The following is a 22353-nucleotide window of genomic DNA, read 5'->3' on the forward strand; positions in this document are numbered from 1 at the left end:
CGATTGAATCTGTGTATAACACTAAAGTTGACGATGTGAACGCAGCTCAACGAGAATTGATTAAATATGTTGCGCTCGCATGCCTAACCTTAACTGCACTAATGATTTCTATTATAACTGCGATTCATCTTTACTTTGCCAATTGTAAGTATGCGATATTTCTCAAATATAATTTAGGTTACAGTTTTTTAAGAACTCATTCAAAAGCCATCTTACTTATTCTTGCATTTAATACTTTTATGCTTTTCACTTTGTTGAGTAAGTATGTATTATTAAGCTTCTTAATCTTTATTGGAATGCTTATCTTAGAACTAATTCTGATTATGATTGAATTTATCATTTTAAATAAAAAGAACCAGAACGAAATTTTGAAAGGAAAGGCATAACCATGATTGAATTAACTTATGTTTCAAAGTCATTTAAAGATCATGAAATATTTAAAAATATTCATTTGAAAATTAATAAGGGCGACTTTGTCGTGCTTCGCGGCAAAAGCGGTCAAGGGAAATCGACATTGCTTAATATCATGAGCTTATTAGAACCACCTACTCAAGGTCAGGTCTCTTATTATGACTCGCCTATTAAAACCGCTTCACAAATTAGAAAACTGAAGCGAAAAGACATTGCTTATGTTTATCAAAACTACGGTTTACTGGAAAATAAGACTGTCTTCGAAAACCTTCTATTACCGTTAAATATTTCAAAGAAAGATACACCAAAAATAAAACAAGCACTTCAAGATGTTGGTCTTTCACAAGATTTATTACACAGGAAAGTATTTACGTGTAGCGGCGGCGAACAACAACGCGTTGCGATTGCAAGAGCGATACTTAAGAATCCATCTATCATATTCGCAGACGAACCTACGGGTAATTTAGACGAAAAGAATGCGAAAGATATCGTAGAATTGTTTATAGTTTTAATTGCTAAAGGCGTTACAATCGTCATGGCTACTCATAGCGAACGATTTTTTGATATAGGTACAAGACTGATTGATCTCGATTCTTTTGCTTAAATGTCAACCTATATAAGCCTAACCATACAAAATTCCCCTTTAGTTATGACAACTAAAGGGAAAGATTGGTGGTTAGTGTGATTCATATCGACTTATTTTCAAAGTAACATAATAAATCGTGCAATACAAAATGCGATTGTGTGACTAATAGAATCCGTTCCGCTTATTCGCTATACCATTTATTTCGTAAAGCATTCTATATTGTATTCCAAGGGCTTTTCAAAAAGATAAATGAATTAAATCATATAAATTATCAATATATAAACTTCACATAATATTTAAAGTATACGGGTATCTTACATATACATACAGGTTTAAAGAGGTGTATATGATGTCAGATATATCATTAATCGGCGTTATCTTGCGCTTCGTCATCGGTGGCCTCGCCGTCTTACTAGCCTCTTACCTCGCGGGAAAAATTGGCGGTAAATTCGGGGGCATCATCGCTACGATGCCGGCAGTTTACTTAGCAGCTGTCGTAGCGCTCGCAATAGATCATCACGGTGAAGAACTCGTTCAAATGTCCATACACATGAGTACGGGTGCCATCGTCGGAATTGTGGCATGTATCCTAAGTGTGTTCTTATCAGTTTATGTCATCAGGAAGTGGGGACACCACGTGGGACTCATCTTTACAATCGCAAGTTGGCTCGTTTTAGCAACGCTCATATTTATGGTTACGCATTTATAAAGAGGTGTTACGAATATGAAATTAAATCTCATCAAATTTTTAGTCGGCGGTTTAACCGTCGTGCTAACATATTTACTTTCGAAAGTGATTCCAGTCAAAGCATACGGCGGTATCTTCGCAGCGTTCCCAGCAGTTTTCTTAATTTCGATGTATGTTGCAGGCCTGCAATACGGTCGCGCTATGGCGATGCACGTAAGTAAGGGCGCGATATTTGGAATGATTGGCGTCTTATGTAGCATGCTTGCGACGTGGGGTATGCTTGCGACAACGCATATGTGGTTACTCAGCATCGTTGTCGGCTTTATCGTGTGGTTTATCAGTGCTTTCTTATTATTCGAAATCGGCGAAAAGTTCTTTAGACATAAGCATACGCATCATTATAAACATTAAAAGAGACTATGACAGTCTGATATGTGCCTTCAAGATGGGTTATTGAGCCCCCTGAAGAAGCATGTCTCTCGCGTCATAGCCTCTTTTTTTATTTATTGAATTGAGTTTTTCCAACTGTCGTCTGTCAACATGTCACCAGGCCAAGTGTACGCCATCACACCGCCGTCAATTCGGATTGTTTCACCTGTAATAAATGAACTATCGTCTGACGCTAGAAATGCGACAAGTTTACCAACTTCTTCTGGCTTACCTAAACGACCTAGAGGTGTTACCCATTTCTGTGTATCTCGGAATGCGCGACCACCTTTGTCATCATTAGTACCAGCTAAATTATCTACTAGAGGTGTTTCAATCGTTCCTGGATTGATTGCATTGCAACGGATATTTTCACGTCCATATTCAATCGCAGTAGAACGTGTTAAGTTCACGACACCAGCTTTAGCGGCATTGTAACCGGCACGATTTAAGTCAGCCGCTTCACCTGAAAATGACGCTGTGTTCACGATTGAACCGCCATTTTCAAGCATGAGTGTGATGAAGAATTTCGTCATAAAGAACGTTCCGCGTAAGTCTACGTTTAAGATCTTGTCGAAAGTTTCAACCTCGTATTCGTGGATGCGACCACCCTTAATATCAATGCCCGCATTGTTGAAAAGCACATCAATCTTACCGTATTCAGATTTGATTTTGTCTGCGAGGTCTTCTATAGCTTTCTCGTCAGCAATATCTAAGTGATAGCCTTTAGCTTTGTATCCTGCATCATTGATGTCTTGTACTGTTTGGTCTAACTTTTCTGAAACGTCGAACGCGAGTACTTCTGCACCTTCTGATGCCATTTGAAAAGCCGAAGCACGCCCTATTCCAGTAGCCGCGCCTGATACGATCGCGACCTTGCCTTCTAATCTCTTCATGCTTAACACTCCTTTTAATTAATATCTAGTTAGTATTATACATTGCTTTGTAAAGGCGATAAAAGATTCCGTTCAGGACTAATAATATAAGAAAAGCTAAGACAATTTTGCAATCTAGGAAATCCTCCCAACATTAACAAAATGTCTTAGCTCATTAAATTATTGAGGATTTACCTCGTAAACGTAACGTTTATTAGAAAATGACATTAATGGTTGAAATTCAAGTTCAATCTTTTTAGGGTTGCCGTTAATAGCGAAACCTTCTGAACCACTAATTGAGCGACCTGGAGATAGGGAATCTATTAATGAATCATTAATAGGATAAGTTTTAACTTGCTTTCCATCAGCGTACACTTTGACATCTGAGCCTACTGGGATTTCTTCATCAGAACCATTTTTTATTGTCATATCTACTTTAAGTACTTTGTCAGCTTCAACTTCAGCAAATTCATTACGTTCATCAGTATATGTAGCTCCATCTAACGTAAATTCAATATCATCTACTTCTGTAGTCTCTCCTACTTTTTTAACTTTGGTGTCCTTATCCTTATCTAAAGTACCTTCTTCATTAACGCTTTTATCTACTTCATTAACTACACTATTAGTGCATGCTCCAAATAAGATACCTAGTATGATAAGTAATCCTAAACACCCACCACAACCAAACAACCATTTCTTTTTGGATTTTGATTTTTGTTGTTTTTTGTAATCTTCAAATTCTTGTTGCTGTTTTTTTAGTTGTTCTTCATATTTACTTTCATTATCCATTATTTAACCCTCCAAAATATTATGTTTATTTTATTTTACCGCATCTATTTATTTAATTTAATGGTTTTATATAAATTTATATATTTTAGATTATCCAGAAGATGTAAACTTTATAGTTATAAATATTAAAGTTTATATATGCAGTTTTAAAATACAAAATTTCACATCGCAATATCTTAAATAAAAAAACGCCACGTTAACAACGCGGCACTTTAATCACATTTTACATAAGATTTGTCATAGAGACGCCATTTAAGTACATTATAAATAGCATTGATGCTGGCAATAAGTTATTAATCATATGCAAAATCATTGAAGCTAAAATATTTTCAGTTTTTCTATAAATAATAATTAATAGCGCTCCTAAAGAAGCATAGATGATAAGCGAAAGAATATCTGAAGGCATATGGAATGAACCGAACACTAATGAAGTAATCACTAACGGTAATATGAAACTACCATACTTGAATACTTTATTGTAAAAAATCCCTCTAAATGCTAATTCCTCTAAGATTGGCGTTATAAAACTGAGCGTTAAAACAAAGAGCAACATAGCTATCATAGAAGTATTTTGGTAATCAAATCCCATTATAGCTTGATCGTTCTTAGTCATCTTTTCACCAAGTAAAGATATACGTAGTACCGTTAATCCATACATTAGCGCTCTAGCAAAAATTGCGAATAGAATGATAAGACCAATCGTTTTAAGGGTAAGTTTCTTTATCCCGTGTCCTGAATACTTTTTATACTTACGGTACATAAACCAAATTAAAGTTAAATCTATGCAAAGTATAAGTAATGTTAGAAGTATCGTGCCCCATAGCGGCAAGTTTTTATCTGATGTAACTAAAAATGACGATAAAGTCATAGGTATTATAGCCAGTAAAATAAAGCCAATTACTTTTAATATTCTTAGTAAAATATGTTCTTTTTGTGCTTTATTCATATTTTCAACCTCTTCCTAGTAGTAATAAACTTTAATTTTTTTGTAATAATAAGAAATATTAACAATGTATAATACACAAAATAGTACTGATGAAATTCCAATATCATTAAAACCAAATGCAGCGGCTGCGGCACATATCATTGCAAACATTAAGAAAATAGAGAGGTTATATTGAAATAATTTATAAATAGCATTAAACATGATATAACGCTCTCCTTCATCAAAATTATTTAACAAAGTATTAACTGGATTGCTATCTGATAATTTTGGGAAGCGCTTATCTACTTTATGAATTTGTGCATTATAAATGTAACTAAATATCGTTGCGATCATTAATGTAATAAAAGCAATAAAGAACATACGTCCAGAATCTTTCATAAAAAGTGCTAAAATAGAAATGTTTAACAAAGCTAATATATTAATGACATGTATTAAAATTGATGTTTTGTAAATTTGTTTACCTCTCATTAAGTCATAATCATCTTCAAATCCATCATCTTCATTTTCCATCAATTGATTATATGTCTTTGCCTTATTTAAGCGTTTTAACATTAATAAACCTAAAATTATAACTAAAATTACTGCTATACCATTGATAATATTACCTGAGACCCAGTTAAGAAATTTGGGTATGCCTTCGTCAATAAGTAAGCCAATTAAACCTCCGATTATACCTCCTATTATCAGCGAAAGTATGATAAATGGAATACTATTTCTTCTCTTTTTCACAGTTCTTCCTCCTCGAAAATAAATATGTCTTCAATACGTTCATTAAAAATATTTGCGATTTTAGCTGCCGTATGTACTGACGGCATAAATTCGTTTCGTTCGATCATTGAAATCGTCTGCCTTGAAACTTTAACTTTTTTAGCAAGTTTGGTCTGATTATAGCCATCACGTGCTCTAAGCTCTTTAATTCGGTTACGCATACGCTATCCCCTTTCTGCACTTAATACGTTAATACAACTTCGCAGTTTTGTAAAGTATACTTGTCAAAAAGTTATGTTCACTTGTCAAAATGATAACTTTAATTATCAATTTAAACTCTAAAAAAAGCCTGACACCAACGTGTCAGACTCATCTATCAAGACCTATTTTCAAACCAACTGTTTACGCATGCGATATAAATGAAACGGCGCTTTATCAATATCGCCAACGATTTTATACCCCATCTTTTCATAGAGTTTGCGCGCTTCATGATTATCTTTTTTGACGGTAAGTGAACATGTATCAAACCCTTCGTTTAAGGCGTAATCTTCTGTAGCTTTAAGTAGAGCTGTACCAGATCCTGTACCTTGGTGCTCAGGCAACACAGCTAACATACTTACATGATACTCGCCTTTGTATCCTTCTTTCATCGTGATTAGAGACTTTATGCTTTTAAAATTCTGAACTAATAACGAAATGGCGCCAAGTCCTTTCAATTTCAAAATTTGAAGCACGGTTTGTCCCATTGTAGCGTCCATCTTTGACACAGGATAACATGTCACAATACCTGTTACGTTATCGCCCTTTTTCGCTACTAAAGAATATTCGTGACTAAATCGGTTGCCGGGCTTTTTCCAAAGTTGTTGCATGAGGTATTCGATTTTGTGCTTTTCAGAGGTGCCTAAGAATGCTTCACACATATCTCCAATTGCTAAATAGTTAACGCGTCCACCAAGTGTATAATCTTTACTTGCTCTCTCTATCGAAACGTTCGCCAATCTGATTCCTCCTATGCGGTTTTCATAACGTTATTCTATACCCGGATTTCTAATTATAAACAGCAAGGTCGAAATACCCATATAGGGTATGTTAAAATAGATTTAAATGAAACTTGCTTTTCTAAATGGCTTTTCAAGAAGGAGGGATTGTGTGACACAAAAAGAACTTAATTTGAATGTTACAGGCATGACATGTGCGGCGTGTGCGAATCGTGTTGAAAAGGGCTTGAATAAGACGGACGGAGTGTCTGAAGCGAATGTGAACTTTGCGCTCGAACGGGCTACCGTTAAGTATGATCCTGATGTGACTTCGATTAGCGCCTTTCATGACAAGATCAAGAAGCTCGGCTACGATTTACAAACGACCGACGCGTCCTTTGATATAGAAGGTATGACGTGTGCGGCGTGTGCGAATCGCATTGAGAAAGGAATTCAAAAGGCGGACGGTATCGTTTCAGCGAATGTGAATTTCTCACTTGAGAAACTGAATGTTACGTATCTTGAAGGTACGACGGGGCCTGATGACTTTAAAACTATCGTGGATAAACTTGGTTATAAGTTGATAATGGATCAGACGAATGATGAGAAACAGAACCATAAGCAAGATGAAATTAAACGCCAAACGATGAAATTTATTGCGGCCTTAATCTTAACCTTGCCACTACTTTGGACGATGGTGGCGCACTTTAGTTTCTTAAACTTTATACCACTACCTGATTTCCTCATGAATCCTTTCGTGCAACTTATCTTCGCGACGCCAGTTCAGTTTATTATTGGTGGTGCGTTTTACGTCGGCGCCTTTAAAGCGTTACGTAATAAGAGCGCGAATATGGATGTGCTTGTTGCACTAGGTACGAGTGCCGCCTATTTCTATAGTATTTATCAGACGGTTAAATGGATTAAAGATGGGATGACGGGACACCCTGAACTCTACTTTGAAGCGTCGGCAGTGATTATCACGTTAATCTTGTTAGGTAAACTATTCGAAGCGCGTGCTAAAGGTAAGACGAGTGCCGCGATTGAGAAGTTACTTCAACTTAAGGCTAAGACAGCCCGTGTCGAACGTGATGGCGAGGTCGTTGAAATAGCAGTAGATGACGTTGTTTCAGGTGATGTTGTACTCGTGCGCCCCGGTGAAAAGGTCCCTGTCGACGGTACCATTATTGAAGGTAAATCGGCATTGGATGAATCCATGATTACGGGCGAAAGCATGCCGGTTGAAAAAAATTCTGGCGATAACGTAATTGGCGCAACAGTTAATAAGAACGGCGCTTTAAAAGTTCGTGCTACGAATGTTGGTAAGGACACGGCGTTATCTCAAATTATTAAGATGGTTGAGGAAGCACAAGGTTCTAAAGCAGACGTTCAACGCTTAGCGGACAAAATTTCAGGCATATTCGTACCTGTCGTTGTAGGTATTGCGTTACTTACGTTTCTAATTTGGATTGTGTTTGTAGATCCAGGTCACTTTGAGCACGCTTTAATTCCAACGATTTCAATTCTCGTTATCGCATGTCCATGTGCGCTAGGTTTAGCGACACCTACGTCTATAATGGCTGGTTCAGGACGTGCCGCTGAGATGGGATTACTGTTTAAAGGTGGCGAACATTTAGGGCGTACGCGAGACGTCGACACGGTCGTGTTAGATAAGACGGGTACCGTGACGCAAGGTGAACCGACATTAACGGATGTCGAAGTAGCGAACGGCTTTAGTGCGTCGGACGTTTTAACTTACGTTAGTAGTGCCGAACGTGAGTCTGAACATCCACTTGCGACGGCGATTGTACGATATGCTGAATCAAATGATGTTGAATTGCAGGACGTACGTGAATTTGAGGCGGTACCTGGTTATGGTATTAAAGCTATTGTGAACGGTAAATCGGTTTATGTAGGTACGCGACAACTCATGGCGAAATATGAAATTGAAAGTGATGAAATGGAATCGCGTATTCAAGAACTTGAAGCATCTGGTAAAACTGCGATGCTTGTTGGTGTTGAAGGTAAGTTAGCTGGCGTTGTAGCAGTATCCGATGTTGTGAAGCCGACGTCGAAAGAGGCGATTGAGCGCTTACACGATTTAGGCATCGAAGTACTCATGTTAACTGGTGATAACAAACGTACGGCAGACGCGATTGGTCGCGAAGTCGGCATTGACCACGTCATCGCCGAAGTACTTCCTGATGATAAACGTGCTCAGGTCGAAGTACTTGAGCAGAAAGGTAAACGCGTCGCAATGGTTGGTGATGGTATTAACGATGCACCTGCCCTTGCCGAAGCTACGATTGGTATGGCGATGGGTACTGGTACTGACATTGCGATTGAAGCCGCAGACATCACATTGATGCGTGGAGATCTGAATAGTGTTCCTGATGCGATACTCATGAGTCGTAAGACAATGCGTAACATTAAAGAGAATCTGTTCTTCGCATTTATTTACAATTCTATTGGTATTCCAATTGCAGCATTAGGTTTACTTGCACCATGGGTTGCAGGTGCTGCGATGGCGTTCAGTTCCGTATCCGTTGTGTTAAACGCGTTACGCTTACAACGTGTAAAATTGAATAAATAGTTTTATGGGTCCAAGCTTATCTTGGTGGTAAGTCTTGGGCCTTTTATTATTGTCACAAATTGTCGTTTTACACTGACGGCATACTACTGGCACACAAGCGTCAGTCTTCCCCTTTTTTGAAAAGCCCTTTCAAACCAACGGATTTCGTATCATTCACCCAATCCTAGTGATTAGAATTTAAAGCTCCTAACTACATGTCTTATCTATAATTCTAGCCTTCTATTTTTAAAAATATCATAAAATTGACACTTATATTTTGAAATTCCTATCCGATGTATGATTATAATATAATGTATTATAAGGAAATTAGGCATAATTTCCTTTTTATTTAAATACACGAATTAATTATTGACTTCTTTTAAATTATGTGAAAATATTTGATTATGTTGTAGTACTTTTAAAAAAATAAATAAATATGGAGTGTTAATCTTGAGGTTAAACAGATTACATAAAGCTAGGTATATGCCTGGCCTCGACGGGCTTCGTGCTATTGCAGTTCTTGGCATCATTATTTACCACTTAAATAAACAGTGGTTAACAGGTGGTTTCCTAGGCGTTGACACTTTCTTCGTTATATCCGGGTACCTCATTACGAGTTTACTTTTAAATGAGTACAACAAAAACGGTACCATTGATCTAAAGCGTTTTTGGATTAAACGGATAAAACGATTGTTCCCAGCCGTCTTCTTTATGATTGGCGTCGTACTCGTTTACACACTCTTTTTCGAACCCGATTCGATCGTAAACTTTAAGAATGATGCGATTGCTTCAATCTTTTACGTAACGAACTGGTGGTTCATTTTTGATAATGTAAGCTACTTCGACCAATTCGAGATGAAACCATTCATGCACTTGTGGTCACTCGCGATAGAAGAACAATTCTACATATTCTTCCCTATCGTTCTACTGTTTTTACTTAAGAAAGTTAAGAAACTCAACAAGATTTTCACGATATTATTCATACTTTCTTTAGTGTCACTTGTGCTTATGATCATCATTTTCTCAATCACAGACAACAGTTCACGCGTATACTTCGGCACAGATACACGACTTCAAACCCTATTATTTGGTGTGCTACTCAGCTTTATCTGGCCACCATTTAATTTAAGACAACATCCACCGAAACGCGTCGTGATGTTCATTGATATTCTAGGATTTATCAGTTTAGCATTACTCATCCTATGTTTCTTCTTTATTACAGACAAGACAGGATGGATTTACAACGGCGGCTTCTACCTAATTTCGTTAATGACGTTATTCTTAATCGCCGCTTGTGCCCACCCAGCATCAAAGCTTGCGAAACTGATGGGTAACAAAGTATTCGTTTACATTGGTAAACGATCATACAGTTTATACTTATGGCATTTCCCTGTTATCACGCTACTTCATAACCATTTCGTCAAAGGCCAATATCCTTGGTACGTTTATCTATTAGACATTCTGATTATGTTAGCGTTAACAGAGTTCTCTTATAACTTCATTGAAAAGCCAATTCGAAAAGGCGGTTTCAAAAGTTTCAGTATCAACCCAGTTAAAGTTAAACGCTTTGTTAGAACAGCGCTAACAGCGTTAGTACTCGTTCCATCAATTCTAATTCTTTGCGGGGCTTTTAACCATTTAGGAAAAGACACAGCGAAAAAAGAAAAGAAACAAGAATTTACAAGTAACCAAGGCAATGCAGAACCTAAGCCACCAAGCAAAGAAGGCAGCGGTAACGAAAGCGAAGAAGAAGCAAACTACTTACTCATGGGTGACTCCGTTATGGTTGATATCGGTGAAAGAGTGAAACAAGATCACCCTAACGCCGTTATCGACGGTAAAGTCGGTCGTCAATTACGCGACGTTATCCCATTAGCAAATAATAAATATCAGAAATTCAATACCGAAAACTCTAAGATCATCTTAGAACTTGGTACAAACGGTGCCTTTACGAAGCAAGAGATGGATCAACTGACACAAGCATTTGATAAAGCACAAATTTACGTTGTGACAACGCGTGTTCCACGTGAATACGAAGCACAAGTCAATACTGCATTACATCAAGTAGCTGACGAAAAAGAAAACGTCAAACTGATCGATTGGTACAAAGCTTCAGAAGGTCATCAAGAATACTTTGCACATGACGGTATCCACCTAGAAAAACCTGGTATCGACCGTCTCGCACAATTAATTAATGAAGAAACTGAGGAAAAACCTTAAGAAGAGAAATAAAAAGATGAGGAGCATTTACGATTGCGTTCGTAAATGCTTCTTTTTTTATGGGTTATCGGGATTTTAGGAGTTGGGTATTTCGAGATAGCGTCGGTTTGATACTGGCATTCCGACGCTATTCGGCTTTTGCGTCGGTTTCGGTTGCGCATTCCGACGCTATTTGAGTTTTACATCGGTTTCGTTCGCTCATTCCGACGCTATTTGAGTTTTGCGTCGGTTTGATTCTTTCATTCCGACGTTAATTGCGTTTTGCATCGGTTTCGTTCGCTCATTCCAACGCTATTTTGTTTTACATCGGTTTCAGCCTTTCATTCCGACGCTATTTGAGTTTTACATCGGTTTCAGTCGCTCATTCCGACGTTATTGGCGTTTTGCGTCGGTGTCGTTCGCTCATTCCGACGCTAATATTGAGTATTATTAATATCTAACTATTGATTCTATTGATATAGGCAACTTGTCGCATCTTCACTAGTTGCTAACGCGGCTCTTACCAACTTGTCACATCTCCACTAGTCGTTAACGGCGCTCTTACCAACTTGTCGCATCTCCACTAGTTGCTAACGGGGCTTTTACCAACTTGTCATATCTCCACTAGTTGCTAACGAGGCTTTTACCAACTTGTCACCGAATCACAAGTCGTTATCAGCGCATTACAATTAACATTACTCCTCAAATACCCTACAACGCAAAAAAGCTACCGACACATTAGTGCCGATAGCTCTCTATTTTAAACATTCATTATATTTAATCGATTAGGATTATGCAGTTACCCAGTGACCTGCACCGTAGTTGTTGTATAAGTCCATAGCTGCTTGGTCTTGTACTGATTCAGGAGCTTGAGCTGGTGATACACCAACGTATTCAGCTGGAGCTACAGTGTCCCAAGTTGATTGTAAGAATTGGTATTTACCTGCTGCACCTGAAGATGGGTTGATAGCAGTTGGGTTATTACGTGATTCTCTGTAAGCGATAGCTTGTAAGTGTTCGTTTACTTGAACGCCACCGTTGTTAGCTTCTTGAGCTGGTTGCTCTTGAACTGGTTGTTGAACAGCTTGAGTTTGAGGAGCTGCTTCTTGTACTGGAGCTTCCTCTTGAACTGGAGCTTGTTCAGTAGTTTCTTCTTGTACTGGAGCTACTTCTTCTTGTGCTGGTGCTACTTCTTCAGCAGGAGCTTCAGTTGTTTCTTCAACTGGTTCACCTTCTAATAAATCTGAAGCGTCTTGTTCACCTGCACCATAACTCCAAGCCCAGTAAGTACCATTTGATACGAAGTTATAGTTTAAACCATTTTGTGAAAATGAGATATCATATGAACCTTCTTGAACAGGAGCATTGTTTAATGCTTCTGGGTTATTTTGAGCTTTGTTAGCTAATTCAGTTTGGTTACCTTCAGCAGCGTTAGCGTTACCTGCTACGCCAGTTACTCCTAGACCTAATGCTAATGTAGATGTTAATAATACTTTTTTCATTATAAAAAACCTCCAAAATTTTTTATTATCTATTTTTCTATAAAATTTCGTGATAGTTCATTTCTGAGTTACTTTGTTTCAAAAGACAATTAACACTTTAACATAAAATTCCGAGTTGTAAATTACAGACGTATAACAATTTACTATACACTTGAAATCTTTTGTTAATCATTGTTTGCAACTTATCTAGAAATCGCATAGGGACGGCATTAAAATTATTACAAAATGATTAAATCAATAAATTGTAAGATGAAATATTTTCAAATTTATTGATAAATTATCCATAGAATGCACAAAAAAGTTATTGTCAAAGAAATAGACCTGTGTTTAATGAGATTTTAGAAAAGCCTATAACAACGCTTATTCCCCTTATTTAAAAAGCAATCCAAGAATATTAAATTGCTTCAGAGATCGACAACTTTTATGTGTCAATAACAATATTCAAATTAATTTAAGCATACTTGCTACTATTAATAGAATTACTTTTTAAAAGGAATATCCTTTAAACTATGTAATAGCTAACATACGATTTAAACTATCTTTAGCTGGGTGTGCGATATCCGCTTCAACACTAATTTGATTAGAAGTGTCGCCATTCATTATTTTATCTAAGCACCAAGTAAGATGCGGTAAATCAATACGGTTCATAGTTAAACAAGCGCACATAAGTGGATTTAATGATTCAATATTTAACTTAGGATAGTTTGTCCGAATACGATTCACCAAATTCATTTCCGTACCAATAACCCAAATACTACCAGGCTTAGCCTCTGATATCGTCTTCAAGATATATTTCGTCGACCCAGCATAATCTGCTTCCTGCACCACGTCAAACTCGCATTCTGGGTGAACAAGTACATTTACATCGGGATTGTTCTCTCGTGCGCGCTTGATATGCGTCGTATGAAATTTCTCATGAACAGTACAATGCCCTTTCCATAAGACAATTTTAATTTGATCGATATCACCGTCATAATAAAGTTCTTTACTTATAGGATCATAAGTCGCCATGGCTGATAGCGGTATACCTAATTCAAACGCTATATTGCGACCAAGATGTTGGTCAGGCAGGAATAAAACACGTTTACCTTGATCAAGTGCCCATTGAATGACTTTTCGTGCATTACCACTTGTAACGCATGATCCCCCTTTTAAACCGACAAATGCTTTAATCTCTGCAGTAGAATTTACATATGTTATAGGTAATAATGCTTCATTGAAGGTATCGGTCAGAATATCAAAGGCATTCTTTGCTTGATTAATATTCGCCATATCTGCCAAAGCACATCCGGCTGATAAATCAGGCAAATATATTTTTTGGTGATCATGTGTAAGAATATCAGCTGTTTCAGCCATAAAATGTACGCCATTGAACACAAAATATTTAGCTTCGGTGTTTTCACGGCAAATACGTGCAAGTTCTAAAGAATCACCCATAACATCTGCAAATTGAGCAACCTCATCCTTTTGATAATGATGTGTAGGCATGAAAAGGTCTTTTCCTAAGGTGTCTTTAATCGTTCTAACACGTTCTTCTAACTCTGCCGTAGTCATTCTCAAATAACGTTCTGGAATTTCACTTTCCATTTGAAATACTGAACCTTTCATTTATATCACCACTTTCATTGAGATATCGAGCGCTTTTGCTTCATAAAATAAAGCACCCATTGAAATAAAATCGACGCCTGATTCCGCATATGATCGAACATTCTTTTCCGAAATGTTGCCAGAAGCCTCAGTTTGAATATGTTTAGGTACGCTCGAAATATGTGACTTAATCCAATCTGCTGAACAATTATCAAACATAATAATATCTGCTTTAGCATCGATTGCCTCTTGTAGCATGTCTGAATTTTCAATTTCAACTTCAATTTTATCCATTGGACCTAAATGAGCACGTGCCAGTTCAACGGCTATTTTTAAAGATGGACTGTAAGCAATATGGTTATCCTTCAACATCAAACCATCATTTAAGTTACGACGATGATTCACACCGCCACCAACGCGCACGGCATACTTCTCGAACATACCAAGCCCTGGGGTAGTCTTTCTTGTATCCGTTAACTTCGCCTCAGTATGACTAATTTGGCGCACAATACGATTCGTTTTAGTAGCAATACCTGACATACGTTGAATTAAATTTAAAGCAATACGTTCCATTGATAAGATAGCACGTAAATTACCTTTAACTTCCGCTATCGTATCACCCACTTTAATTTCTTCTCCGTCACGAACATTTAGGCAAATTTTAGATTCGTTATCGACTAGCTTAAATGCTTCCTTTAAAATAAGTTCTCCTGTAAATACGCCATTAGATTTCGCTTTCACGTATAACGCACCTTGTTCATCATGATTAAAAATCGCACTAGATATATCTCCATAGTGACTATCTTCTAAGTAAAATTGTTTTAGTTTTTCTCGAACTAATAAAAGGTTCAATTTAAATTCCTCCATAAACTAGATTAAATATACCACACCGAAAATTTACATATAAGTTTACACATATGTTAACATATAAATGTCTAATATGTTTACAGTTAATTTAGTTTTAGGAGGATGTACCATGATTTATCTAGACCATGCTTCAACTACAAAACCTACTCAATCAGCACTTAACACTTATTTAAAAGCCCAAGAAAAACTTTTTTTTAATAGTGAAAGCATACATCAAGGCGGCGTCTTTGTGCAGCGTGCTTTAGATCATAGCCGTCACGTTATTCAAACATATTTCCAATGTGATAAAGATGTTATCTTCACGACAACCGGGTCTGAAGCAAATCGAATAGCGATTTCGATGTACTTAATTCATAAAAACTCTGGCACTATATGGGTAAGCCCTTATGAGCATCCTTCTATCTTTGCAAGTCTTTCCCCTTTTGAAAAGGACTTTAAGATACGTTATTTACCTTTAGATACAAGTGGTGAAATTGACGTCGAGGCTTTTAAAAGAGAGGACCACAATGATGATGTGTTAATTATTATGCAACACGTGAATTCAGAAACAGGCTATCGTTTACCTGTCGAATCTATAGGTGAAATTGCGAATGGCCACGGCACCCCAATGCACGTAGATGGCATCCAAGCAGTATTAAAAGTAGAACCGCTTAATATAGCATATGTGTCCTCTTATTCGGTATCTGGACACAAATTTGGTGGCTCTAAAGGGGCGGGGTTTCTTCTTGCAGACTTCAAATATATAAAACCATTAAACACTCATTTCCATCATGAGTACGGTATGCGTAATGGAACTCTAGATGTACCGAGTATTCTCGCAATGGTTAAAGTACTTGAAGAAACGCATACTCAAGCAAATGTTACATCCTTGAATCAGTTATTTAGGGAAGCGCTTGAAGATCTAGGGTTTAAAGTAATCGACTTTAGTTCGCAATCACCGTATATTCTAGGCGTATTAACACCTAAATTTGAAGGGCAATTCGTTATGCAAAGTTTATCAAGTCGCAATATCTATGTTTCGACTGGTACAGCATGTGGACACGGCACTTTAATGAGTAAAGGACTGCTTAATAAAATTTCGAGCTACGATAACTTTTCTGAAAAACAGTATTTACGGATTTCACTATGTGACACAACCCGTTATACTGAGATTAAGATATGTTACGAAACACTTGGTAAGATTTTAAAGGAGTAGAACCATGAATAAAACGGATAAACGCAGAGAAGCAATAGTTAAATATTTAGAAGAAGCTAACACGGCAGTAAGCGGTCGTGAGTTAAGTGAGACTTTCGAGGTTTCACGACAAATCATTGTTCGAGATATTGCTACACTTAAGACGATGGACTACCCTATCACTTCGACAAGTAAGGGTTATACCATAAGTAGAAAACCAGAAGGTCGTGCGTTTAAACGTGTCATTATGTGTTATCATTCGATGGGTCAAACGCAGGATGAACTTGAAATCGTGATAGACAATGGCGCAATGGTTGATGATGTGTTTGTCGAGCATTCTGTATATGGAACGATTAAGGCTGAGCTTATGATTGAAACTCATGAAGATATTGAATACTTTATTACATCAATGAGTAAAGAGAATAGTCACTTACTTGCACACTTAACAGATAATTATCACCTACATACTATTTCAGCACATACGTCCAAAATTTTAGAAAATGCAGTTGAAGATTTGAGCGCACATGGTTATTTAGTAGATGATGTGAAGTAGAAATGAAACATAGCACCGTGTCAGTTTTATAATTACAGGCTTTTGATTAAAGTGTTCTTACCATATTTTCCAGTAAGAACTACAACTTCCTTATTTATATGAAGAAAAGAGGCATACAGCCTCTTTTTCTAGTTTCTTCTATATAAATTGAGTTGTTGGCTTGAAAGGGCTTTTCAAGGAGGGGCGGTAAGGTTAATTAAATTAACGTGCTAGCTTTCGATGTAATCGATGACCATTTGTTCGACGGTTTCTTTAGCGTGGCTACGAAGCATGAGATGGGTCGCGTCTGGAACGCCGTCTAGTGTCTTGTGGTCGGTGCCCAGATGTTCGTGAATCCAGTGCGCACTTGTATGATAGCTCTCTGCGTCGTTTAAACCATACAGCACGTGCATCGGCGTGTCGATGTCTTGAACGTCCGCCATAATCTGCTCAATCATTTGAATGAATGCATCTGTACCTTTCGAATAAGTTTCAATCGCATTGGCCTCATGTTGACGTTCGTCCTCATCGAAACCGAGGATATCGTTCATGCGACGACCATAACTGTGCAGGCGATCGTGAATGCCTTCTGCGTCCTTCTCAATCGGAACAGACATGATGATGCCTTTATCGAATGATACGTCCTCAGCAAGCTTCAATGTAAATAGACCGCCAAGTGACGTGCCCACTACAATAATCTTGTTGTAACCTTCCTCTTTTAAAAAGTTAAACGCCGCCACAACGTCGTCGTACCAATCATTTACATCGTACTTAACAAGTTCACTTACATTAAGACCGTGACCACGGTAGTTCGGAATATAAGTCGCGTAACCGATCTTATTAAGCCTTTTCGCAAAAGGACGGCACTCGTTAACGTTTCCTGTAAACGAATGTAGCAGAAGTATTGCGGTATCGGATGGCATTGCTTCATATATGTGCTCTGGACTTTTAATTTTCAATTCGTCGTCCCCTTTCGTTTGAGTTCGTTTATGTACAACATTTATGTTACCAATATCATTTAAATGGAACCAAAAAAATGACCCTAGCTTTGAATATCAAAACTAGGGTCGGTATGTATCTATTAGCGGAGGGAGAAGGATTTGAACCAACGCGAGCATAAGCTCCTAATTAATATAAAATATTAATCCTCTTAAGCCAGACTTGAGTATCCCTCCATGAACAAGACAATTAATAATATACCAATAAACTTCATAGAAATCAATACTAAATTTACAAAAAATTACTTTTTCATTAATATTATTCGTAAACCTTATCTCAGTGGTAACTGAATTTGTTGTTTTTTTATCGTTATTGCTATAAAATTACTAAATGGAACAATAGTCGTTGTTATACGATAATTGCTTTTCATACATATTAAAACGATAAATTTGAGCAATTATATTATGATGAATTTTTTAAAATTAATTAGATATGAGAATGTAAATACGTTAGCGAAAAGAGGTAAATTTATGCAATTTGTGAATATATCACGTGAAGAGTTCGAACGTTTTACGTCGGAACATTTTTCACACTATACGCAACTTGTTAAACACTATAACTATCGTAGAAAGTATCAAAACGATGTTCACCTTGTTGGTGTTAAGGACGATGACGGCAATGTTTTAGCGGCTTGCCTTTTAACGGAGGCGCCAGCGCTTAAGGTGTATCGTTACTTCTACACGCACCGCGGTCCGGTTATGGATTACACGAATATACCACTTGTTGAGTTCTTCTTCAAGGAGTTAACGGCGTATTTAAAACGCTTAAATGCTTTATTTGTGCTTGTAGATCCATATGAGCTTGAGAATTATCGCAATACTGAGGGCGAGATTATTGAGTCATTTGATAACCGTGCTTGGATGCGCACACTTGAAAAGCTAGGCTACAAACACCAAGGTTACACGGTTGGTTATTCGTCTACGAGTCAAATTAGATGGCTCTCTGTTCTTGATTTAAAAGGCAAGTCCGAGGATCAATTATTAAAAGAAATGGACTATCAAACACGCCGTAATATCAAGAAAACGTACGAAATGGGCGTTAAAGTGAAGACGTTACCGATTGAAGATACGGATACATTCTTTAAATTATTTAGAATGGCTGAGGAGCGTCACGGCTTTAAGTTTAAGGAAAAAGATTATTTCTACATTATGCAAAATATATACGAAGAAAACGCAATGTTAAAGCTTGCGTATGTAGACTTAAATGAATACTTAGACGAACTTAATAAAAAACATGATGACTTAACTTCTGAGCTTAATGAAGTTAACGAAGCCTTAAAAGAGAATTCAAATTCTAAAAAGCAAAAAAATAAAGCGAAACAGCTTGAGCAACAAGTTAATAGTAGTAAGAAAAAAATTGACCAAACTGAAGCGCTTAAGGCGGAACATGGTGATGTGTTAAATCTTGCATCAGCGTTATACATTTATAATGACCATGAAGTCTATTATTTATCAAGTGGTTCAAACCCTGAGTTTAACCGCTTCATGGGCGCGTACCGCTTACAGTGGGAAATGATTAAGTTTGCGAAGGATCATGGTATCGACCGTTATAACTTCTACGGTATCACTGGTGACTTTAGTGATGATGCTGAAGATTACGGTGTGCAACAGTTTAAGAAAGGCTTTAATGCGCATGTTGAAGAATATATCGGCGACTTTATTAAGCCTATTCAACCTACTGTTTATAAGCTTGCGAAAAAGCTAGGTCGTCTTTAAATCGTATATATTATAGAAGAAACTGGTTTATCCGATGCGGGTAAACCAGTTTTTCTTTGTTTGGGTGGAGGTGGTGGTCGTGGCTTTAAGGGGCGTGGTGACAATGGTTTCGGTGGATTGATAGATCTTATGCCTCGGGCGGTGGTATTTTTCGATCGCAGTTGCGGCATTATAGGTAACTCGTAGGGCTTGAGACTTGATTAGAATTTCACCATCAAGTTTGAACGGGCTTGAGACGTGATTAGGATTTCGTCATCAAGTTTGAAACGACCTGAGACTTGATGAGGATTCCGTCATCAAGTTTGAACGGGCTTGAGACGTGATTACGGTTCGCTCATCAAGTTTCAAACGCCCTGAGACTTGATTAGAGTTCGCTCATCAAGTTTCATATCTCATTTAACAGAGCGCGCAATATTGAAGCTTAAAATATCTCCCCTTTTATCAGTTATTATTTCCTAAACGCTGTAAGCGGCCGTATACCCCCATTTTCAAAAAGGCCTCTCGAAAAAGTTCATTTATCCCATGTAAAAAGAATACAAACTCAATACCTTAAACTTTCTAAATATTAGAAAATCTAAAAACTTAACTAAAAATAAAACTCCCAATATTTAATATGTTATATTAATATATAGTACATCTTAAATAAACAATTATTAATTATTATAATACATACTTATTAAATACGGAGGCAATTACCATGAAGCACGATTTCAACATTGATGTAGAACGTCGCTTTAGACCTGAAATCGAGGGTTTACGAATTGTAGCGGCATTGCTTGTAGCAATCTATCACATTTGGTTTAACAAGGTGTCTGGAGGCGTTGATGTTTTCTTCGTAATATCTGGCTTCCTCATCACGACTTCCATTATTTCTAAATTAAATAAACAAGGCGAATTAAAAGCGTGGCCTTACTTTAGAAATTTGATGAAGCGACTCTTACCAAGTGTACTAACGATTTTATTTATCGTGAGTATCCTAAGTTTTCTCTTCTTACCTGAGTCGATACTCGTTCAAACGATAAAGGAAATTATTGCATCACTCTTTTACTTTGAAAACTGGCAATTGGCCTTTTCAAACACGGATTACTTAGCACAAGATCAAATGAAGACGCCTGTTGAGCATTTCTGGGCGATGTCTATTCAAGGACAATTCTATATCATTTGGTTCTTACTATTTTCAGGCATGATTATCCTTGCCAAATCTTCGCGAAAAGTGAACTTAACGAAGCTGATTAACATCGTTTTAGGTATATTGTTTATCACTTCATTTAGTTTTTCTGTGTATCAAACAATCGTCAACCAACCATTTGCGTACTTTAATGTCGCAGCTCGCGTATGGGAATTCGCACTCGGCGGCTTACTGTGCATGAATATCTCGAAGTTTAAATTACCGAGTTGGTTATCTGTCATTATTGGTTGGTTAGGCCTAATCATGCTAATTATTACGGGCATGTTATTCAATGTATCGACGATGTTCCCTGGTTACATCGCTTTATGGCCTATGGTCAGCGCAATATTCATTATGATTGCTGGTAACAATCCTACGAATTTAGGCGTAGAGAAATTCTTAGGTTCACGCCCAATGATTAAATTAGGCGGCATTTCATTCGGAATTTACTTATGGCATTGGGTAATCCTGTCCTTTTATAGATACAACATCTCAACTAAGGTAGGCATCTTACAGGGTATCGCAATTATCTTAGTGTCAATCCTGCTAAGTTATCTCATGACACGCTTTATCGAGTCACCGGTTCGTAATTGTAAACAAACACCCTCTATCTTCAAGCGTCTTATCCCGATGTTTATCGTGAGCGCGCTTACGATTAGCGTGTTAGGCGTTCGCACTTATGCCATGAACAAAGCATCTTCAGAAATCAACTCATCGCATCCTGGTGCCATGGCTCTTGAAAAGGACTTTAAGAAATCTGATGAGAAGCCAATTCCTTCTTTTGCAAAAGCCAAAGAGGACACTGCCGACGCATATAAAGATGGTTATGATACGAAATTAAAGAAGAGCGACTTAAAAGTCGGTGAATATGGAGAAACTGAGAATTACAAGAAAACGATTGTCTTAAGTGGTGCATCTCATACGACGCATTATCTCGGTGCACTTCAAGAACTTGGTAAAAAGCACAACTACCGAATACTGTCTATAACAAAATCAGGTTGTCGCTTAAGTTCCGAACAAGACGACGACCCAGGTTGTGCACCATGGCGAGATAAAGCTATGAAGAAAATTATAGAAATCGACCCTGACCTCGTTGTGACTTTAGGTACCATTACGCATGAAAAAGAAGTCCCTAAAGGCTTTATCGATTACTTCAAGAAATTTAAAGAACACGACATCGATGTGATGGCGACACGAGATACGCCACGTTACAAGTTTAGTATTCCAAACCATCTTGAAAAGCTTGGTGAACAGAAAACCATTGAGGCTATGAACCAAAAGCCACAGCTAGAACACGAACAAGAATGGAAAGGAAATCCTGATATTCCAGATAACGTACACTTTGTTGATTACACGAAGTACTTTAAGGAAGATGGTAAATTTAAACCAGTAATCGGTAATGTCATCGTTTACTTTGATAAAGGTCATATATCTAACACATATGCTAAATCAATGGGACCTATCATGTATAAAGATATCAAAGAAATTATTGAAGAGAAGAAATAATGAGATGAAACCCCTGTTTCCGTTGTGGAAAACAGGGGTTTTTAGGTTGGTGTGGTATTTTTCGATGGTGGTTACGGTATGATAGGTAACTCGCGGTGCTTGAGACTTGATGAGGTTTCCGCCATCAAG

20 protein-coding genes and 1 tRNA gene are annotated in these 22353 nt (G+C 37.4%); 10 read left to right on the forward strand and 11 right to left on the reverse strand.

Features of this window, described 5'->3' with window-relative positions:
- The 4 genes from A33S_RS0107420 to A33S_RS0107435 form a co-directional block, all read left to right on the forward strand.
- The coding region (locus A33S_RS0107420) for a DUF1430 domain-containing protein (protein WP_238537484.1) at window positions 1-386 on the forward strand (386 nt) is incomplete at its 5' end.
- A 2-nt stretch (window positions 387-388) separates the two neighbouring features.
- Window positions 389-1015: an ABC transporter ATP-binding protein gene (locus tag A33S_RS0107425; protein WP_017176695.1), complete on the forward strand. Its 627-nt coding sequence runs from the start codon at window positions 389-391 to the stop codon at window positions 1013-1015.
- 331 nt (window positions 1016-1346) lie between these two features.
- Window positions 1347-1706: a DUF3147 family protein gene (locus A33S_RS0107430; protein WP_009382317.1), complete on the forward strand. Its 360-nt coding sequence runs from the start codon at window positions 1347-1349 to the stop codon at window positions 1704-1706.
- A gap of 15 nt (window positions 1707-1721) precedes the next feature.
- A complete protein-coding gene (locus tag A33S_RS0107435; RefSeq protein WP_017176696.1) occupies window positions 1722-2096 on the forward strand; it encodes a DUF3147 family protein in 375 nt (124 codons plus the stop codon).
- Window positions 2097-2188: 92 nt separating this feature from the next.
- Here A33S_RS0107435 and A33S_RS0107440 read toward each other — a convergent pair whose 3' ends face one another.
- From A33S_RS0107440 to A33S_RS0107465, 6 genes are all read right to left on the reverse strand, one after another.
- Window positions 2189-3007 carry an SDR family oxidoreductase gene (locus A33S_RS0107440; protein WP_017176697.1) on the reverse strand — a complete coding sequence of 273 codons (819 nt, stop codon included), beginning with the start codon at window positions 3005-3007 and terminating at the stop codon, window positions 2189-2191.
- A 159-nt stretch (window positions 3008-3166) separates the two neighbouring features.
- Complete coding sequence (locus A33S_RS0107445) at window positions 3167-3775, reverse strand: DUF4352 domain-containing protein (RefSeq protein WP_017176698.1); 609 nt, start codon at window positions 3773-3775, stop codon at window positions 3167-3169.
- Between the two features lie 223 nt (window positions 3776-3998).
- Window positions 3999-4721 (reverse strand): CPBP family intramembrane glutamic endopeptidase, encoded by a 723-nt coding sequence (locus A33S_RS0107450; RefSeq protein ID WP_009382322.1) that lies wholly within the window; start codon window positions 4719-4721, stop codon window positions 3999-4001.
- A gap of 15 nt (window positions 4722-4736) precedes the next feature.
- Window positions 4737-5450 (reverse strand): DUF3169 family protein, encoded by a 714-nt coding sequence (locus tag A33S_RS0107455; RefSeq protein WP_009382323.1) that lies wholly within the window; start codon window positions 5448-5450, stop codon window positions 4737-4739.
- The gene (locus A33S_RS0107460) at window positions 5447-5650 is read right to left on the reverse strand and encodes a helix-turn-helix transcriptional regulator (protein ID WP_009382325.1); all 204 of its coding nucleotides are present in this window, start codon (window positions 5648-5650) and stop codon (window positions 5447-5449) included. The genes A33S_RS0107455 and A33S_RS0107460 overlap by 4 nt, the downstream gene beginning before the upstream one ends.
- Window positions 5651-5818: 168 nt before the next feature.
- Window positions 5819-6427, reverse strand: coding sequence for a GNAT family N-acetyltransferase (locus tag A33S_RS0107465; protein WP_009382327.1), 609 nt, complete (start codon window positions 6425-6427; stop codon window positions 5819-5821).
- 106 nt (window positions 6428-6533) lie between these two features.
- On the opposite strand from A33S_RS0107465, the gene A33S_RS0107470 reads away from it, so the two are divergent.
- Complete coding sequence (locus tag A33S_RS0107470) at window positions 6534-8996, forward strand: heavy metal translocating P-type ATPase (RefSeq protein WP_238537485.1); 2463 nt, start codon at window positions 6534-6536, stop codon at window positions 8994-8996.
- A 462-nt stretch (window positions 8997-9458) separates the two neighbouring features.
- On the forward strand, window positions 9459-11195 hold the full coding sequence (locus A33S_RS0107475; RefSeq protein WP_051007384.1) for an acyltransferase family protein: 1737 nt from the start codon (window positions 9459-9461) through the stop codon (window positions 11193-11195).
- A 770-nt stretch (window positions 11196-11965) separates the two neighbouring features.
- Here the strand turns inward: A33S_RS0107475 and A33S_RS0107480 are convergent.
- From A33S_RS0107480 to nadC, 3 genes are all read right to left on the reverse strand, one after another.
- A complete protein-coding gene (locus A33S_RS0107480; RefSeq protein WP_009382330.1) occupies window positions 11966-12676 on the reverse strand; it encodes a transglycosylase family protein in 711 nt (236 codons plus the stop codon).
- Between the two features lie 507 nt (window positions 12677-13183).
- Window positions 13184-14284, reverse strand: a complete 1101-nt coding sequence (gene nadA / locus A33S_RS12240) for a quinolinate synthase NadA (RefSeq protein ID WP_017176701.1) — start codon at window positions 14282-14284, stop codon at window positions 13184-13186.
- Entirely contained in the window at window positions 14285-15115 is an 831-nt protein-coding gene (gene nadC, locus A33S_RS12245) for a carboxylating nicotinate-nucleotide diphosphorylase (protein ID WP_009382334.1), read from the reverse strand.
- A gap of 124 nt (window positions 15116-15239) precedes the next feature.
- Here nadC and A33S_RS0107495 point away from each other — a divergent pair, with 124 nt between their 5' ends.
- Both A33S_RS0107495 and A33S_RS0107500 read left to right on the forward strand, forming a co-directional pair.
- Complete coding sequence (locus A33S_RS0107495; protein WP_017176702.1) at window positions 15240-16325, forward strand: cysteine desulfurase family protein; 1086 nt, start codon at window positions 15240-15242, stop codon at window positions 16323-16325.
- A 4-nt stretch (window positions 16326-16329) separates the two neighbouring features.
- Window positions 16330-16857 (forward strand): transcription repressor NadR, encoded by a 528-nt coding sequence (locus A33S_RS0107500; protein WP_009382337.1) that lies wholly within the window; start codon window positions 16330-16332, stop codon window positions 16855-16857.
- A 209-nt stretch (window positions 16858-17066) separates the two neighbouring features.
- Here the strand turns inward: A33S_RS0107500 and A33S_RS0107505 are convergent, their stop codons facing one another.
- Complete coding sequence (locus A33S_RS0107505; protein ID WP_009382338.1) at window positions 17067-17795, reverse strand: alpha/beta hydrolase; 729 nt, start codon at window positions 17793-17795, stop codon at window positions 17067-17069.
- 126 nt (window positions 17796-17921) lie between these two features.
- A tRNA-Lys gene (locus tag A33S_RS12250) sits at window positions 17922-18011 on the reverse strand.
- A 294-nt stretch (window positions 18012-18305) separates the two neighbouring features.
- On the opposite strand from A33S_RS12250, the gene A33S_RS0107510 reads away from it, so the two are divergent.
- Together A33S_RS0107510 and A33S_RS0107515 are read left to right on the forward strand one after the other, a co-directional pair.
- A complete protein-coding gene (locus A33S_RS0107510) occupies window positions 18306-19550 on the forward strand; it encodes an aminoacyltransferase (protein WP_009382341.1) in 1245 nt (414 codons plus the stop codon).
- A gap of 697 nt (window positions 19551-20247) precedes the next feature.
- Window positions 20248-22224, forward strand: a complete 1977-nt coding sequence (locus tag A33S_RS0107515) for an acyltransferase family protein (protein WP_009382343.1) — start codon at window positions 20248-20250, stop codon at window positions 22222-22224.
- Window positions 22225-22353: the final 129 nt, after the last annotated feature.

Origin of the sequence: Staphylococcus massiliensis CCUG 55927 (assembly GCF_000298075.1) — a bacterium.
GTDB classification, from domain to species: Bacteria; Bacillota; Bacilli; order Staphylococcales; family Staphylococcaceae; genus Staphylococcus; species Staphylococcus massiliensis.